At 66.8% G+C, this 15,638-nt stretch carries 14 protein-coding genes and 1 pseudogene; 8 read left to right on the top strand and 7 right to left on the bottom strand.

The window, feature by feature from the left end; genetic code table 11:
- Positions 1-87: 87 nt before the first annotated feature.
- The 4 genes from OHO27_RS26175 to OHO27_RS26160 form a co-directional block, all read right to left on the bottom strand.
- Positions 88-945 (bottom strand): fumarylacetoacetate hydrolase family protein, encoded by an 858-nt coding sequence (locus tag OHO27_RS26175; protein WP_328427420.1) that lies wholly within the window; start codon positions 943-945, stop codon positions 88-90.
- 198 nt (positions 946-1,143) lie between these two features.
- Positions 1,144-1,857, bottom strand: a complete 714-nt coding sequence (locus tag OHO27_RS26170; RefSeq protein ID WP_328427419.1) for a YidC/Oxa1 family membrane protein insertase — start codon at positions 1,855-1,857, stop codon at positions 1,144-1,146.
- Between the two features lie 117 nt (positions 1,858-1,974).
- A complete protein-coding gene (locus OHO27_RS26165; RefSeq protein WP_328427418.1) occupies positions 1,975-2,286 on the bottom strand; it encodes a DUF6412 domain-containing protein in 312 nt (103 codons plus the stop codon).
- 124 nt (positions 2,287-2,410) lie between these two features.
- Complete coding sequence (locus OHO27_RS26160; protein ID WP_328427417.1) at positions 2,411-2,965, bottom strand: winged helix-turn-helix transcriptional regulator; 555 nt, start codon at positions 2,963-2,965, stop codon at positions 2,411-2,413.
- Between the two features lie 69 nt (positions 2,966-3,034).
- Here OHO27_RS26160 and OHO27_RS26155 point away from each other — a divergent pair, with 69 nt between their 5' ends.
- The gene (locus OHO27_RS26155) at positions 3,035-4,459 is read left to right on the top strand and encodes an MFS transporter (RefSeq protein WP_328427416.1); all 1,425 of its coding nucleotides are present in this window, start codon (positions 3,035-3,037) and stop codon (positions 4,457-4,459) included.
- A gap of 11 nt (positions 4,460-4,470) precedes the next feature.
- On the opposite strand, the gene OHO27_RS26150 is transcribed toward OHO27_RS26155, so the two are convergent.
- Positions 4,471-5,268 carry a class E sortase gene (locus tag OHO27_RS26150; protein ID WP_328427415.1) on the bottom strand — a complete coding sequence of 266 codons (798 nt, stop codon included), beginning with the start codon at positions 5,266-5,268 and terminating at the stop codon, positions 4,471-4,473.
- A gap of 280 nt (positions 5,269-5,548) precedes the next feature.
- Here OHO27_RS26150 and OHO27_RS26145 point away from each other — a divergent pair, with 280 nt between their 5' ends.
- From OHO27_RS26145 to OHO27_RS26130, 4 genes and pseudogenes are all read left to right on the top strand, one after another.
- Positions 5,549-7,021 (top strand): glycoside hydrolase, encoded by a 1,473-nt coding sequence (locus OHO27_RS26145; protein ID WP_328427414.1) that lies wholly within the window; start codon positions 5,549-5,551, stop codon positions 7,019-7,021.
- 50 nt (positions 7,022-7,071) lie between these two features.
- On the top strand, positions 7,072-7,488 hold the full coding sequence (locus tag OHO27_RS26140) for a hypothetical protein (protein WP_328427413.1): 417 nt from the start codon (positions 7,072-7,074) through the stop codon (positions 7,486-7,488).
- A 94-nt stretch (positions 7,489-7,582) separates the two neighbouring features.
- Positions 7,583-8,604 (top strand): annotated as a pseudogene (locus OHO27_RS26135) (hypothetical protein).
- A 120-nt stretch (positions 8,605-8,724) separates the two neighbouring features.
- Complete coding sequence (locus OHO27_RS26130) at positions 8,725-11,874, top strand: DUF3427 domain-containing protein (RefSeq protein WP_443059599.1); 3,150 nt, start codon at positions 8,725-8,727, stop codon at positions 11,872-11,874.
- Here the strand turns inward: OHO27_RS26130 and OHO27_RS26125 are convergent.
- The gene (locus tag OHO27_RS26125) at positions 11,871-12,557 is read right to left on the bottom strand and encodes an ATP-binding protein (RefSeq protein WP_328427412.1); all 687 of its coding nucleotides are present in this window, start codon (positions 12,555-12,557) and stop codon (positions 11,871-11,873) included. The genes OHO27_RS26130 and OHO27_RS26125 overlap by 4 nt on opposite strands.
- Before the next feature lie 177 nt (positions 12,558-12,734).
- On the opposite strand from OHO27_RS26125, the gene OHO27_RS26120 reads away from it, so the two are divergent.
- Positions 12,735-13,583, top strand: coding sequence for a helix-turn-helix domain-containing protein (locus tag OHO27_RS26120; protein WP_328427411.1), 849 nt, complete (start codon positions 12,735-12,737; stop codon positions 13,581-13,583).
- On the top strand, positions 13,580-13,786 hold the full coding sequence (locus OHO27_RS26115) for a DUF397 domain-containing protein (RefSeq protein ID WP_328427410.1): 207 nt from the start codon (positions 13,580-13,582) through the stop codon (positions 13,784-13,786). Before OHO27_RS26120 ends, OHO27_RS26115 begins: the two co-directional genes overlap by 4 nt.
- On the opposite strand, the gene OHO27_RS26110 is transcribed toward OHO27_RS26115, so the two are convergent.
- Entirely contained in the window at positions 13,779-14,354 is a 576-nt protein-coding gene (locus tag OHO27_RS26110; RefSeq protein WP_328427409.1) for a hypothetical protein, read from the bottom strand. The genes OHO27_RS26115 and OHO27_RS26110 overlap by 8 nt on opposite strands.
- A 101-nt stretch (positions 14,355-14,455) precedes the next feature.
- Here OHO27_RS26110 and OHO27_RS26105 point away from each other — a divergent pair, with 101 nt between their 5' ends.
- A complete protein-coding gene (locus OHO27_RS26105; protein ID WP_328427408.1) occupies positions 14,456-15,490 on the top strand; it encodes a hypothetical protein in 1,035 nt (344 codons plus the stop codon).
- Positions 15,491-15,638 lie beyond the last annotated feature (148 nt).

The raw sequence follows: 15,638 nt of genomic DNA, 5'->3' as shown, positions 1-15,638 counted from the left end.
CAACGCCCTGCTTCTAGGGGGCGCGGGGAACTGCGCGATCAACCACGGACGGCCCGCACCCGCCGTACACGCGCAGCCCCCACCCCTCTAGGCATCCTTGAATTCTTGCCGCTGCCGCCCGAGCCCCTCGATCTCCAGCTCCACCACGTCCCCGGCCCGCAGATACGGCTTGGGCTCGGGCCGCCCCATGGCAACCCCCGCCGGCGTACCCGTGTTGATGACGTCACCGGGATACAGCGTCATGAACTGGCTGACGTACCGCACGACTTCGGCGACCGGGAAGATCTGCTCGGCCGTGGTGCCGTCCTGCTTCAGCTCGCCGTTGACCCACAGCTTCAGCGCGAGGTTCTGCGGGTCCGGCACCTCGTCCGCCGTCACCAGCCAGGGTCCCAGCGGGTTGAACGTCTCGCAGTTCTTGCCCTTGTCCCAGGTCCCGCCCCGCTCGATCTGGAACTCCCGCTCGGACACGTCATGCGCCACCGCGTACCCGGCGACATGCGCGAGCGCCTCCTCGGCCGAGTCCAGATACCGGGCCGTACGTCCGATGACGACCGCGAGCTCGACCTCCCAGTCGGTCTTCGACGACCGGCGAGGGACCAGCACCGTGTCGTCCGGCCCGACGACCGTGTCCGCGGCCTTGAAGAAGATGACCGGCTCGGCGGGCGGCTCGGCGCCGGTCTCGCGGGCGTGGTCGTGATAGTTCAGCCCGATGCACACGACCTTGCCGATGCGCCCGACGGGCGGCCCGACCCGCAGTCCGGCGCCGTCCAGCTCGGGCAGCTCACCGGCGTCCGCGGCAGCGCGGATCCGGCCGAGCGCGGCGTCGTCGGCGAGCAGCGGTCCGTCGATGTCCGGCACGACGCCCGACAGGTCCCGCAAGGCCCCCTCGGCGTCGAGCAGCGCGGGCCGCTCCGCTCCTGCCGTACCGACTCGCAGCAGCTTCATGATCACAATCTCCCTCGATCGCGGGCGCCCGCCGACGGGTGCAGCCATCGGAGGACTGGTCGATCCTCCAAGGTCTACGCCCAGTCCGCAATACCCGGTTCACGTACTGGACCGTAGGCGACGGGTCCCCGGCGTTCAGCGCGTTCAGCGCGTTCAGCGCGTTCAGCGCGTTCAGCGCGTTCAGCGCGTTCAGCGCGTTCAGCGATAGAGCACGGCCCGCTCCACCGCGCTCCACGTCGTACTGGTCACGACGTACAGCGCGGCCGCCAGCGGCACCACCGCCACGGTGAAGAGCGTGAAGAAGGACATGAACGGCATGACCTTGCTGACGGCCCCCATCCCCGGCACCGGCTCCCCGTCGACCACCGGCACCGCCGGATTCGCGGCCATCATCCGCTTCGTACGGCCGTAGTTGAACGCGGCGACACAGGCGACGACCACGAACAGCCCGACGTACACGAGCCCGGCACCCCCGAACGCACCGCCGTCGCCGAGCGCGTCGGCCCACCGGTCCCCGAGGGGCGCGGCGAACAACTGGTGCGACAGCAGCTCGTTCGCCTTCCCGCCGATCGTCGTGTTCGAGAACAGGTGGTAGAGGAGGAAGAAGGCGGGCAGCTGGAACAGGCTGGGCAGGCACCCGGACAGCGGCGACACCTTCTCCTTGGTGTGCAGCTCCATCACGGCCTGCTGGAGCCGCTCCGGGTTCTTCGCATGCTTCTTGCGCAGCTCGGCGATCTTCGGCTGGAGCCCGGCCCGCGCCTTCTGCCCGCGCGCGGAGGCCCGGGACAGCGGATGCACGAGCAGCCGTACGAACGCGGTGAACAGGACGATCGCGGCGGCGGCCGCGGAGGCGCCGAACAGCGGCTGGAGCAGGTCGGCGAGTTGCTGAACAAGGTCGGCGAAAACGGACATGGGTGAGCCCTCCGGGGGTCTCGTCGTGCCGGGGGAATGACAGGAATGCCGGAAATCGGCATGGCGGCATGACGACCCGCGCGGGGTCACACGTGGGAGCTGTGAGAGGTGCGTGCCCTACGCGGCGGTCGCCGGAAGGGCGTGTCCGGGCGCCCTGGGCCGGGGCCGGCCCGAGGCGTCGGGGTCGCGTTGCGGCAGGAATGCCGTACGGCGGGCCCGGTCGCGGATGGCGGTGCGCACGCGTGTGGGCGGCACCGCGGGCGCGGCGCGTGAGGCGAGGAGCGAGCAGACGGCGAACGCGGAACCGGCGGCGGCGGTCGCGGCCAGCGCGACGGTCGCGGAGAGGCTGCCGGTGTCGAGCAGCGCGATCTCAAGGAAGAGCAGCACCAGCACGGCGGCGGGACGCAGACGTGACCAGTTGCGGATCATCGACGGCCCTCCCCTCGTGAGCACTTGCCCTTACGAACTCGCCCTGACGAACTCGTCCTGACGAACGTGTCCTGACGAACGTGTCCTGTTCGATCTCGTCCCGTCGAACTCGTCCTGACGTTCGTTATACAGGATGCCCGGCATCCGTCACGCCGGCCGGTTCGGCCTCGATGGGCTGCAGCAGGCGCTTGGGCCCGAGCAGGGCCCGGCTGACCGGATTCGCCGGGTCCGGATCGAGTCCGGGTCCCGGCACCATCTCGACGTCCGGGACGGGTACGACGGTTCCGCAGGCGGGGCATTCGCCGTACGGGCCGAGTTCCGTGCCGCAGTCGGCGTGCCGGAAGACGCGCAGTTTCTCCTCGCCGAAGTGCTCGCGGCCCCACAGGCCCAGCGAGCGCAGGGTGGGCCACAGCGCGATGCCGCGGTCGGTGAGGACGTACTCGTCGCGCGGCGGCGACTGCTGGTACCGGCGCTTTTCGAGGATGCCCTCCGCGGTGAGCGCCTGGAGGCGGGTTGCAAGGACGGCACGCGGGATGCCGAGGTGGACGAGGAAGTCGTTGTAGCGCCGGACGCCGTAGAGGGCGTCGCGAACGACGAGCAGCGTCCAGCGCTCGCCGACGATCTCCAGCGCCCGGGCGATCGAGCACTCCTGTGTCGCGTAGTCCTTGCCCAGTGCCATGGCGCCCACTGTAACGCCTTTCCATCTTCTTGGTTCAATGAACGAACCTACGGTGTTACGGTGAGGCACATGCCCCGGTTCAATGAACGAACTCTCACTGCGGCGCCCGCCGAACCCCAGGCCGCGCCCTCCCCCGCCCCCGCCGCGGAGCAGCCCGCGAACCCACGCGCCACCCTCACCCTCACCAGCGCCGCCACCGCCGTGGCCCTGATGACGTACACCGCGCCGATGGTCACGCTCCCCCAGACCGCCGCCGCCCTGCACACCCCGCTGTCCGCCCAGGCCTGGCTCCTGAACGGCACCCCGCTCGGTCTCGCCGCACTCCTCCTGGTGGCCGGCAGCCTCGCCGACGACTACGGCCGCCGCCGGATCTTCGTCGCCGGCACCTTCGCCCTGGGCGTCACCACGGCCCTGGGCGCCCTGACGACCACCACCTGGCTCTTCACGCTGGCCCGCGTCGCCCAGGGCGCGGCGAGCGCGGCCCTCCTCGCCAGCAGTCTGGGTCTGATCGTCCACGCCTTCCCGACCGCGCGCGGCCGCCTGCACGCGACCGGCGTCTGGGGCGCGTTCGTGAGCGGCGGCATCGCGCTCGGCCCGGTCGTCGCCGGCGCCATGCCGGACTGGCGGATCGCGTACGGCGTCCTGGGCGCCGCCGCGCTGATCGTGGCGGCCCTGTCCACGCGCACCCTGTCGGAGTCCCGCGCCCCGCGCGGCGGCCGCCCCGACCTCGCAGGGGCCGTCACCTTCGGACTGGCCCTGGTCGCCCTGGTGGCGGCACTGACCCTGGGCCGGGACGGCTGGCTGCGGGCACCCGTGGGCCTGCTGCTCCTGGCGAGCGTGGCCCTGCTGGGCCTCTTCGTCGCGGTGGAGCGCCGCACGGCGACCCCGATGATCGACCTGTCCCTGCTGCGCCGCCCCCGCTTCCTCGCGTCCTCTGCCGGCGGCCTGTTCACGGGGCTCGCGGTGATCGGCCTGTTCAGCTTCCTGCCGGCACTGCTCCAGCAGACGCTCGGCCTGTCCGCGATGGACACGGCGTGGCTGTTCCTCCTCTGGTCCGGCCTGTCCTTCGCGGTCGCCCTCCAGGCCCGCAGACTGTCCGGCCGGGTGTCACCGCGGTGGCAGCTGGCGATCGGTTTCGTCCTCCACGCGGGCGGCGCCCTGGCGATGCTGGGCGCGCTCGACGCGGGTTCCTGGCCCCGGCTGCTCCCCGGCCTGCTGCTGGCCGGCATCGGCAGCGGCCTGCTGAACGCCGCACTGCCGCTGCTCGCGGTGGAGTCCGTACCGGCCCAGCGAGCCGCGATGGGCTCGGGCGCCCAGCAGACCTTCCGTTACATCGGCTCCTGCGCCGGAGTGGCCCTGACCATCGCCCTCGCCACGTCCGCCGGGGGCGGCCTGGCACAGGGCGCGGACATCGCGATAGTGGTGTCGTCGGGGCTGGCGCTGGTGGCGGCGGTGAGTGTGGGGGTACTGCGGGAGCGGGGTGCGACCGCCTGAGGGCTGCGGCTTCAGCGCGGGCGCATGGACACGAGCTTGCCCCACACCACCAGACGGTACTTCGAGGTGTACTCGGGAGTGCAGGTGGTGAGGGTGAGGTAGTAACCCGGATCCTCGTATCCGTAGCCCGGCTTGACGGTCGAGCGCGGGATCGGCCGGATGACGCTGCCGTCATGGGCCGCGGTCTGCGGCAGGGTCCGGTCGACGGCGTACGTGTACGTCGCGCTGCGCGTCTCGACCCGCACGATGTCGTTGGGCGCGAGCCGGTTGATGTACCGGAAGGGCTCACCGTGGGTGTTGCGGTGCCCGGCGACGGCGAAGTTCCCGGCCTGGCCCGGCTGCCCGGTGCCGGGATAGTGGCCGACGTAGCCCTTGTTGAGCACACCCGCTTTGCTGACGCCCTCGGCGACGGGCACGCGGAGGTGGAGGCGCGGGATGCTGAGGATGGCGTAGGCCCGGGACCAGTCGGGGACGGGCGGGACCGCGGCGCGGCGCCGGGCGCCGACGGTGGGCTCGGACACCCCGGTGTCCGCGAAGGTGCCCTCGGGCGCGGGTTCGGCCCCGTCCGACGGCGCCGACCCGGCCGTACGGGAGTCGCCGTCCGCATCGTCCCAGGACCGCTCCAGGGCACGGACCTCTCGCCCGGCGCCCTCCCTCGCCTCCCGGTTGGTCCACCACACCTGGTGAACGACCAGCAGCAGAAGCACCACCCCGACGGTGACGAGCACCTCCCCGCCACCCCACAGCACGCGGCGCCGCAGGGCCCGCCGCCGGAGCCCGCTGTGCTGCACGACGCGAACCCGCACCATCCGTGCGCCTCCTCGGGTCTGCTCAAGCCTCATTCGCCGGGGCCGCCCGCACGATAGGCGCCGCCGCGCGAGGTCTCCAGACCCGTGCGTGTCCGACCGTCCGAACGCTTCCCCCATCCCTTCCTCCACAGGTTTGAGAAAGGGCTGTCAGAACCCTCGACAACCTCACACGCCACACCCGATGCTTCCTGACGGCATGAACGGCACGAACGGGACCAGCCACGGAGCCGGTTCGACGACGACACCGCCGACACCGGCCGTTGAGCGAAGCGGAGAAGTCATGATCCGACGTAGAACTCTGCTGGCGGCATCGGGCGGCGCACTCCTCGGCAGCGCCCTGGCGACGGGCACCGCCCACGCGGACGCCACCATCGCCGTCAACCCCGGCACGTCGTACGGCACCTGGGAGGGCTGGGGCACGTCCCTGGCCTGGTGGGCGAACGTCTTCGGCAACCGGAACGACTTCGCCGACCTGTTCTTCACCACCAACTCGGTGACGTACAACGGCACGACCCTGCCCGGCCTCGGCCTCAACATCGCCCGCTACAACCTCGGCGCGTGCAGCTGGAACAGCGTGAACGGCGAGACGATGACCGAGTCGCCGAACATCCCCGGCTTCAAGCAGATCGAGGGCTTCTGGCAGGACTGGAACAACGAGGACCCCACGTCCTCGGCATGGAACTGGAGCGCGGACGCCAACCAGCGCGCGATGCTGGCAAAGGCCACGGCTCGCGGCGCGACCACGGAACTCTTCGCCAACTCCCCCATGTGGTGGATGTGTTCCAACCACAACCCGTCCGGCGCGGCGGGCGGCGGCAACAACCTCCAGACCTGGAACTACCGCCAGCACGCCTCCCACCTGGCGGCCACGGCCCTGCACGCCAGGAACAACTGGGGCGTGAACTTCGCGACGGTCGACCCCTTCAACGAGCCGGCGTCGACCTGGTGGACGGCGACCGGCACCCAGGAGGGCTGCCACCTGGACCCGGCGGTCCAGGCGGCCGTACTCCCGTACATGCGCAGCGAGTTGGACAGCCGGGGCCTGACGGGGATCCGCATCGCGGCCTCGGACGAGACGAACTACGACACGGCCCGCTCGACGTGGGGATCCTTCGGTACGTCGACGAAGGCCCTGGTGTCGCAGGTCAACGTGCACGGCTACCAGGGCTCGAACGGCCGCAGGGACCTCCTCTACACGGACGTGGTGACGACGTCCGGCAAAAAGCTCTGGAACTCGGAGACGGGCGACAGCGACGGCACCGGCCTCACCATGGCCTCCAACCTCTGCTACGACTTCCGCTGGCTGCACCCGACCGCCTGGTGCTACTGGCAGGTCATGGACCCGTCGACGGGCTGGGCGATGATCGCGTACGACGCGAACACCCTCCAACCCACCACAATCCAGCCCAAATACTACGTAATGGCCCAGTTCAGCCGCCACATCCGCCCCGGCATGCGCATCCTCGACACAGGCGTGAGCTACGCGGCGGCGGCCTACGACGCGTCGGCGCGCCGCTTGGTGATCGTTGCGGTGAACACGTCGACATCGGCCCAGACGCTGACCTTCGACCTGTCCCGCTTCACGACGGTGAGCGGCGGCTCGGGCGGCCTGGTCCCGCGCTGGAACACGGTGACGACGGGCGGGGACCAGTACCGGGCGTACTCGAACACGTACCTGAGCGGAAAGTCGGTGGCGGTGCCGTTCGCGGCGAAGGCGGTGCAGACGCTGCAGATCGACGGGGTGGTGATCTGACGCCGTGGGCGTGGGGCAACCGTAGGGACGTCCGGGACGTCGTGTGTCACGTGACGAACGAAGTAGAGGGAGAAGAGGGAGATGAAGAGGGAAAGGAAGAAGGGGGAGACGAGTGCGGGCGCCGCCCCGGCCTCCTGGCGCCCGCACTGGCGAACGTCGGCCTCGGGCTGCCCGCGATCATCCCCCTCTACCTCACGTACTGGCTGCTGACGGACTACCTCCCCTCACCTTGCGACGCCTTCGCCCCCGACCCGGCCCGCTCGAACTGCGACTACCACACCCTCGATCACGCGCCGATGATGATGTTCCTGCTGGCGGTGACGGGGACGATGCTCCTGCTCGCGCTCCTGATGGTGGACGTGCTGGGCCCCCGCCGCCGCGGCGAGGACCGCCCCGGCCGATGGCTGGCGGCGGCGACGCTGGTCCCGGTGCCGTTCCTGACGCTGCTGTGCCTGGCGAAGGCGTGACCAAGGCCCACGGCCTCCTCGACCAGGCAATATCTGCCCCTTCTTCCCCCCTCTCCCCTCCGTTCGGCCATCCACGGGCAGTACGGTGTCCCCCATGCGCCCCGACACGCCTGCCGAAAACGTCGACCACACCTCCGAAGCGGCACGCCTGGAGCGAACCGCCGGCCTCTATCCCGAGGACGCCGAGGCCCTGCTCCTCCAGGCCGCGGCCCACCTGGAACTGTCCGGCGACCGCCCTGCCGCGACCGCGCTCTACGACAGCCTGCTGGCGTCGTCGACGCCCCTGGACAACCCCCACCTGGTACGCGCCCTGAAGGCGTCGAACCTGTGGGAGTACGGCCACGAGGCCGAGGCCCGCGCGATCATCGACGGCGTCCGCTCGTCCTCCCCCCGGGACCCGGCAGCGTGGGTGATCGTCGCCGAGGCCCTGGAGTCCCACGACGAGTTGGAGCAGGCGCAGGAAACCTTCACGGAGGGAGCCCGCCTCCTCCTGACGGACGTCCCGGAGCCCCCGTACGCCACGCACCCGCTCCTGTTCGGCCGCCACCGAGTCCGGCGCATGCTGGGCGTGCCCCACGACGAATGGGACGCCCTGGCGGACACCCTCCACTCGATGCCGATCTCCCTGGACGAACTCCACGACCCGAAACGCGTCTGGTCCCTCGGCTCGGACAACCCGGCGGAGCTGGAGGCGGAGATCTCCCGCCTACGCGCCGAACTGGGCGCCTACCGAGAGGCCCTGTCCCGCCCGTTCCCGGTGGCGGTACTGCACTGGACGGCGGACGAGCTGACTGAGCTGCTCTCCGCGTATCCCTCGCTGTCGGTCGAGTACCCCTCACATGAGGAGCACCTGACGACGATAGAGACGTCCTTGAGGGAGCTGGCATCCTCCGGCACCCCGAACCTGGGCATCGTGACGGGCACGGTCCCGTCCTACGAGGCCTTCGCCGCCTCGGAGCTCTCGTCCCCGGAGGACACGACCCTGCTTCCGCAGTACGCGACGACGCTGGCGGCACGGGGGCGGGCGGTGGGGTGGCCTCCGCAGCGGGGGTTGGGTGCTGGTGTGGGGCGGGGCGGGTTTATGGGGAGTGCCATGGGGGGCAGGCGCCGGCGTGACGCGCCGAGCCCCCTCCAACCAGTCTGGGCCACACCCCTCCGTTGAAGCCGTCCATGAGGCTGTCGGTGCCACCTGCTACAACAGAGCCACTGCTGTGCGTCGGGGATTGGGGAAACAGCGTGGCTCAGCCGGGGGATCTGTCACAGCCTGTCGCGGGTGTATTTGAGGAACTCGTCACCCAACGCATGCAAGGTCAAATGGAGCGGTTGAGCGCGGGTGGTTGGAAGGTCGTCGAGGACGACGTCAGTGAAGAATCGTCACCCCACGTACTCGCCCGTCACATCGGTCAGGCCGTTAGTCGGCGACTCAGTCAGCTGCCGCATGACAAGCGCGTCGCCGTCGCCAACCGGATCATCGAGTCACTCGCATCCGGCTCAGCCGACCTCGAAGCCACGGACCCGCCGGACCTGATCTCTGACGGACCTCGCCAACTCCTCGCCCTGGCCGAGAAAGAGGCGCCCGGCGTCTATGCGATGCGCCCACTGACACCTCTCTCGGAAACCGCCCTCATCACCAACTCACCCGAGGACCCAAACCTCGGCAGTGAGCTGCGCGCGGAGCTAGCCACGGCGGACAGCATTGATCTGCTCTGCGCCTTTGTGAAGTGGTACGGCCTGCGCGTGCTCGAAGACTCTCTCCGCGCCGCCAGGGATCGCGGTGTCAAGATCCGAGTCATCACGACTACTTACATCGGAGCAACCGACCGCCACGCCCTCGACCGGCTAGTCCGTGACTTCGGCGCCGAGGTGAAGGTCAGTTACGAGACCCGCTCAACCCGCCTCCACGCGAAGGCTTGGCTTTTCCGGCGCAAGAGCGGTTTCGACACGGCGTACGTCGGCAGTTCCAACCTTTCCAAGGCTGCCCTACTCGACGGTCTGGAGTGGAACGTACGCCTGTCCTCCGTGGCCACCCCAGTCGTACTCAACAAATTCGAGGCCACCTTCGACGCGTACTGGAACGACATCGCTTTCGAGTCCTACGACCCCGATCGCGACGCCCGCAAGTTGGACGAAGCTCTGACCGTGGCAGGCGGTTCGCCGTCCAACCAAGACTTCAAGATCAGCCTCTCGGGCCTTGAGGTTCGCCCGCACCCGCACCAGGCCGACATGCTGGAGCGACTGCGAGTCGAGCGTGAGGTACGCGGTCACCGGTACAACTTGCTGGTCGCCGCCACCGGTACGGGCAAGACAGTCATGGCCGCCCTGGATTACCGCAACCTCCACAAGGAAGGGGGCGGCAAGCAGTACCCGCGGCTGCTCTTCGTGGCACACCGCAAGGAGATCCTGCGGCAGTCACTCCGTATGTACCGCGAAGTGCTCGACGACGCGTCCTTCGGCGAGGTGCTTTTCAGCGGCGAGCTACCGCGCGACTGGAAACACGTCTTCGCTAGCGTGCAGTCGCTCACCGACCAGCGACTCGACCAGTTCGACCCGGAACACTTCGACATCATCGTCATCGACGAGTTCCATCACGCTACGGCTACGACATATCGCCGCGTTCTCAACCACTTCAAGCCGAAACAACTCCTTGGACTGACCGCCACTCCCGAGCGCGCAGACGGCCTGAACGTGCAGGACGAGTTTTTCCAAGGTCGAATCGCCGCCGAGATGCGGCTTTGGGAAGCCCTCGACAACGACCTCCTCTGCCCGTTCCACTACTTCGGCTTGCCCGACGGTGCGGACCTCTCCCGCCTCAACTGGCGCTCGGGGGCGTACGACCAGAGCCAGCTCGGCGACTTGTTCTCCGCCGACGACGCGCGCGCCCGTATTGTCATCAAGCAGGTACGGGACAAGGTGTCCGATCCGCTGAACATGCGGGCGCTCGGGTTCTGCGTCAGCAGGAAGCACGCTCACTTCATGGCGAAGTGCTTCCAAGACGCAGGCTTCAAGGCTGAAGCCTTGGATAGCGCGTCCAAGCCCGAAGTCCGTGACCACGTTCTGTCCCAGCTCAAGGCCGGAGAGATCCAAGTCATCTTCTCCGTAGACCTCTTCAACGAAGGCTTGGACATCCCCGACGTCGATACGCTTCTCCTCTTGCGCCCCACGAGCAGCGCCACCGTCTTTCTTCAACAACTGGGGCGAGGGCTGCGCCGCACCCCGGACAAGCCCGTGCTCACTGTGCTCGATTTCATCGGCCAACATCGTGCCGAGTTCCGGTTCGAGGAGCAGTTCCGCGCGATGACTAACCTGTCGCGCAACCGGCTCCTTGAGCATGCCGAGCGCGACTTCCCTCTGCTACCGTCCGGCTGCCAGATCATCCTTGAAGGCAAGTCCAAGAAGCTGGTGCTGGACAACATTCGCACCCAGATCAAGGCGACCGTCCAGACCCTCGCCAAGGAGGTGAGGGCCTTCGACACGTCGCTCCTCGCCGACTACCTCAAGGAGAGTCGCCGCGAAATCCGGGAGCTGTATAAGTCGAGCAACTCGTGGACGACCGTCCTACGCCGCGCCGGCTTGGCCAACCTTCCTGAACAGGCGGGCGAAGAGGACCTGTTGAAGCGTGTGCATGCCTTCCTACACGTCGACGACCGTGCACGCGCCGATGCCTACACGCGTTTGTTGAGCGATGACGCACCGACGTATGACTCGTTGAGCGCTGAAGACCAAACGTACGCGCGCATGCTGTTCTTCAACCTCTGGGACAGGGCTGGCGGGTTCAGCTCGTACGAGGAAGGGCTCGAATCGCTCCGTGAGCAGCGAGCCTTCCGTAGCGAATTGAGCCAGGTACTCGACCACGTGATGGAGCAAGCCGACCACTTCCCGCTCCCTCTGGAGGGCCCGCACGCCCACATACCCCTGAAGATCCACAGCGCATACAACCGCTCGGAGATCCTCGCCGCACTTGGTGTCGCCCGCCTCGGCGGTCAGATGCCCGGTTCCTTTGCACAGGGTGTCCTGTGGGACGAGCAGAACCAGACCGACACACTGCTGATCACCCTTGAGAAGAATGAGAAGGACTTCTCCCCCACGGTCCGGTACAAGGACTACGCGTTGAGCCCCTCCCTCTTCCACTGGGAGTCCCAGAGCACAACCGCGCCCACCTCGCCCACCGGCATGCGCTACCAGCAGCACAAGCAACACGGCAGCCACGTTCTGCTGTTCATGCGGCGTTACAAAGACACCGACATCGGCAAGGCCCAACCCTGGATGTTGCTTGGCCCGGCGACGTATGTCCAGCACGAGGGAAGCAAGCCCATGGCCATCACGTGGCAGCTGCACTATGAACTGCCTGCAGATGTGTGGTCATACTCGGGGATCACCGCGGGCTAGCGGACCTTAGCCCTCACAGCCTCACCGACCTCTGCTTCGAAGTGAGTCTGCGCCCGGTCGAGTACGGCATCGGGGTCATAGCCGTATGCACGCAGCCAGTGCAGTACGTCGGCCAGGACCCCAATGGCAGCCTCTTCTGCCGCTGCTGCACCGAGCACGCTCCTACCGCCGGACATAGCTGTCCCACACGGCAGTTGCCACGATCCGTACAGGTCAAGGAGGGCTCCGGCCCTCGTGACTCGAGGGCCGGCCGTCGGCTCAGAGACAACGGAAGTGTTCGTAGCAAGCTCACACCACACCACCTTCGCGTCATCTCGGAGGAACACACCCCAGCGGTGATCCGCCAGGGCGTCGACGACGGCCATCCCTCGACCCGACTCCAGCGCACTACAGGCAGCTAGGAGGGTGGGCAATGCCTGCATATCGGGATCCGCGACTTCCAAGCGCAGATACGGCCCCTTGAACGTGATGCGAAGCGTGGTGGGCGCTCCTTCCCCAACGTGCTGGATGACGTTGGTGACCAGCTCTGATGCGCAGATCTGCACCACGTCAACGTGCTCGGGAAGCCCCCACAGAATGAGGCGAAGCTTCAAAGTTCGCCTCAACTCGGATAGCGCAGACGGCTGGGCGGCAAACCAATGCACCCAGGACTGTCGTCCCACGCAGTCGTTCACGTAGATCATCTTCGACTACCTCCACACTCTGTTACAAACGGCGCTCACATCGATGACCCTCAGTGACAGAGTTGCAGTGCAAGTCCCGCTGTGCAACATGCACCAAGGGAATCCCTCTTTAGAGTGATTGGCCTTTCGCGCCTCTTCCGATGGGATGGAACTTCCGCTATCCCGCTAGGAGTTGTGATGACCGGATCCCCCACGGCTCGCCGTCGTCGTCTTGCGATCGAGCTCAAGCGGCTGCGCGAAGAGAGCAGCCTGACGTGCAGCCAAGTAGGCAAGGAGCTGGACTGGAGCAGCTCCAAGGTCAGCCGCATGGAGACGGGACAGGGGCGTGTCCAACCCTCGGATGTCGACGCCCTGTGCCGGCTCTACGGGACTGCCGCTGAGCTGCGCGAGCTTCTGAAGTCCCTGGCCAAAGAGTCCAAGACGAAGGGGTGGTGGCACGCGCACAGCAATGCGATCCCTGCTTGGTTCTCCGTGTACGTCGGCCTCGAACAGGCGGTTGCAGACCTGCGCACCTATCAAGCCGAGTTCATCCCCGGCCTGCTACAGACTGGCGAGTACGCATCCGAGTTGAGCCGCGCATGGGTCGACCACACCCCTGAGGTCATTGAGCGCATGGTCGAGGTCCGGATGCGGCGACAAGAGCTCCTCACCGGCGAGAGCGCACCTGATCTATGGGCAGTCATCCACGAGAGCGCGCTGCGGCACACAGTGGGCAGCCGCGAGGGCATGACCCGCCAACTCGAACGTATGCTGGAAATGCAGAAGTTGAAGAACGTGATCGTCCAGATTCTCCCGTTCGACGCTGGCGCCTATCCCACCACCGGGTCCTTCACAGTCCTCGGCTTCCCAGAGCAGGAGGACCCAGACGTGGTCTACCGAGAGGGGCTCACCGATTCGGTCTACCTCGAAGAGCCCAACGACGTGGCCCTCTATACGAAGGCGTTCGACCACCTCAGGGCCTTGGCACTGAGCCCCCAACGTTCAGCCTTGCTGATCACAAGACTCATGGAGGAGAACTCCCGATGATGCCGTCGTCAAGCGTCCCGTGGCGCAGGAGCAGTTACAGCAACGGCATGGGGGGCGAGTGCCTCGAAGTGGCCACGTCCCCGAGGACTATCGCAGTGCGCGACTCGAAGGCCCCCACAGGGCCACAACTCTCTCTCAGCCCGGCCACGTGGGAGAACTTCATAGGTGCCATTTCCCGGACAAGCAAGCATCGCCCTAACTGACGGTCTGCGTAGGATCGCGAATTATCTCTCCGGCTCTCTGGAGGAAGATGGCATAGGCATCGGTCATGCCACTCCTCGCCCGTTCATAAATCGACCACTCTGGGCGCGGACCTTGGGCATTTGCTTGTTCTGCCTGAAGCAACGATCTAACCGCTGCAACCGTCGTCCGTGTCAATGCGTATGCCAGCATCCGTGCCTCATCGGGCCCCCACAGCGCCAACAAGCTTGTCTTGTCCTGCAGTTCCAGCGTGGCTTGCCGCAGCTCATCCTTAGTCGCTACATCAAGTGGGGCTCCACCCCTGACCTCAGGCGTGATACGTGCGAGCACTTCATCAAGAGCCGTGTATGCCGCAAGGAGAGAAGCGAAGGACTGGTACCGCTGGCTACGCACCCACTGCCAGTGCTCAGCTGCCGCTTGCCCCTGAACCTGTGCGAGCGCCGCCTCAACAGCCTTGCGCCCACCCGCCTTAGCACCACGCTCGGCGTACCTCCCCGCGATCACAGCTCCGATGACTGCTGCTACAAGACCGATGCCACCTGCTACGACCGTCGCCGTCGCGTCACCCATGGCACCATCCTCACCTGGGCCGTGCACTGCCACAACGTCATCACGAGCAACCCTCGTCAGATCCGTCACTCGGTGCCCACTGAAACGACTAGTCTCGGATCATGACGACCCACACATCCGGGCCTCGCCCCGGCCAAGTCCTTACCCGCGCAGAAATACATCCCATACTTGGCGGTGCCGGCTACGCCGGAATCTGTCCAGCGGTCGAGAAGAGGAAAGTTCTCATCTTCTCCGACAGCAAGGTCGGCGAGCGTTTCGGGTACCGCGACGGGTGGCTCGCCGAGGATGACGACATCGGCCCCATATTCACATATACCGGCGCCGGGAAGCGCGGCGATCAAGCGTTAGAAGGCGGCAACAAGGCGATCCTGGAACACCTCGACAGAGGGCGCACCCTGCATCTGTTTATCGCCGTGGGCAAGGTCCCAGGAAGCGATACCCGGACACACAGATACATAGGGGAATTCAAGGTCGATGAACGTAAACCGTTCAAAATGCGGGAAACCAAGGATGAACTAGGCGCAGATCGCAACGTAATCGTCTTCCACTTACGCCCCACCGGCCTGCACATCCGACGAGAAGAAGACACTCTCCCGCGCGCCACCAGCACCCGCTCTCGGTTCAACCGCAGCGCAGCCAGGCTCACGCGCGCCTATCGACGCCAGAGGCGTCAGCAGCTCCAGCTGTCCGATGTTGACCACGTAGCTGCTGCCCGCGATGACTTGGCAGACACCTTCGAAGAGAGCTCACTCGCCGCAGGCGAAACGATCGGCCAACTTGAAGTGTCGATGCGTGATGCAACGGCGGAACTCATGGTCGAGCTCTACAGCCCGACGAGTAACACTGTCTATGAGCCGACAGGGAGCGCGGCCAGCGAGTCGATTGCGGATGCCATGACTCAACTCCTACTAGCACGCCACCACTTGCGTAACATCGCCCATAACCAGCCGCTCCACCTGATGGTGCTGACCCCAGAGCTCCCCCGCGAGGATCTCCGTAACCTGCTCGCTGAACACGGAATTGGCGTGGTGTATCGCAACGAGGGCGGCGGCTTCTCTGAGTTCGAGGCAAACGCCACCACCGCAGGTGGCATCTCGCGCGCTTTCCGCTGCTTGGACTGCCCGGTACCCGCCTGACTTTGCATGGTTGGCTGGGATGAAGGTCCAAATATGTGATCGTAGATCAGGGCCACGTGATGCGTCGTCACACCTGCGGGGCAGCGCAGGCTGCGAAACATCGGTGTCCACTTCACCCCCGTTAGTGCTCGGCGTGGGCGTTGCCCTC

It is taken from the genome of Streptomyces sp. NBC_00443 (genome assembly GCF_036014175.1).
Classification (GTDB): domain Bacteria; phylum Actinomycetota; class Actinomycetes; order Streptomycetales; family Streptomycetaceae; genus Streptomyces.
This window is presented reverse-complemented; position numbering and strand designations above follow the sequence as displayed.

What these genes read in the sequence shown, in the direction of transcription:
- OHO27_RS26175 (WP_328427420.1), bottom strand. Translation starts at nt 945, where the DNA reads ATGAAGCTGCTGCGAGTCGGTACGGCAGGAGCGGAGCGGCCCGCGCTG.
- OHO27_RS26105 (WP_328427408.1), top strand. Translation starts at nt 14,456, where the DNA reads ATGACGACCCACACATCCGGGCCTCGCCCCGGCCAAGTCCTTACCCGC.
- OHO27_RS26110 (WP_328427409.1), bottom strand. Translation starts at nt 14,354, where the DNA reads ATGGGTGACGCGACGGCGACGGTCGTAGCAGGTGGCATCGGTCTTGTA.
- OHO27_RS26160 (WP_328427417.1), bottom strand. Translation starts at nt 2,965, where the DNA reads ATGGCACTGGGCAAGGACTACGCGACACAGGAGTGCTCGATCGCCCGG.
- OHO27_RS26165 (WP_328427418.1), bottom strand. Translation starts at nt 2,286, where the DNA reads ATGATCCGCAACTGGTCACGTCTGCGTCCCGCCGCCGTGCTGGTGCTG.
- OHO27_RS26145 (WP_328427414.1), top strand. Translation starts at nt 5,549, where the DNA reads ATGATCCGACGTAGAACTCTGCTGGCGGCATCGGGCGGCGCACTCCTC.
- OHO27_RS26120 (WP_328427411.1), top strand. Translation starts at nt 12,735, where the DNA reads ATGACCGGATCCCCCACGGCTCGCCGTCGTCGTCTTGCGATCGAGCTC.
- OHO27_RS26155 (WP_328427416.1), top strand. Translation starts at nt 3,035, where the DNA reads ATGCCCCGGTTCAATGAACGAACTCTCACTGCGGCGCCCGCCGAACCC.
- OHO27_RS26115 (WP_328427410.1), top strand. Translation starts at nt 13,580, where the DNA reads ATGATGCCGTCGTCAAGCGTCCCGTGGCGCAGGAGCAGTTACAGCAAC.
- OHO27_RS26150 (WP_328427415.1), bottom strand. Translation starts at nt 5,268, where the DNA reads ATGGTGCGGGTTCGCGTCGTGCAGCACAGCGGGCTCCGGCGGCGGGCC.
- OHO27_RS26170 (WP_328427419.1), bottom strand. Translation starts at nt 1,857, where the DNA reads ATGTCCGTTTTCGCCGACCTTGTTCAGCAACTCGCCGACCTGCTCCAG.
- OHO27_RS26125 (WP_328427412.1), bottom strand. Translation starts at nt 12,557, where the DNA reads ATGATCTACGTGAACGACTGCGTGGGACGACAGTCCTGGGTGCATTGG.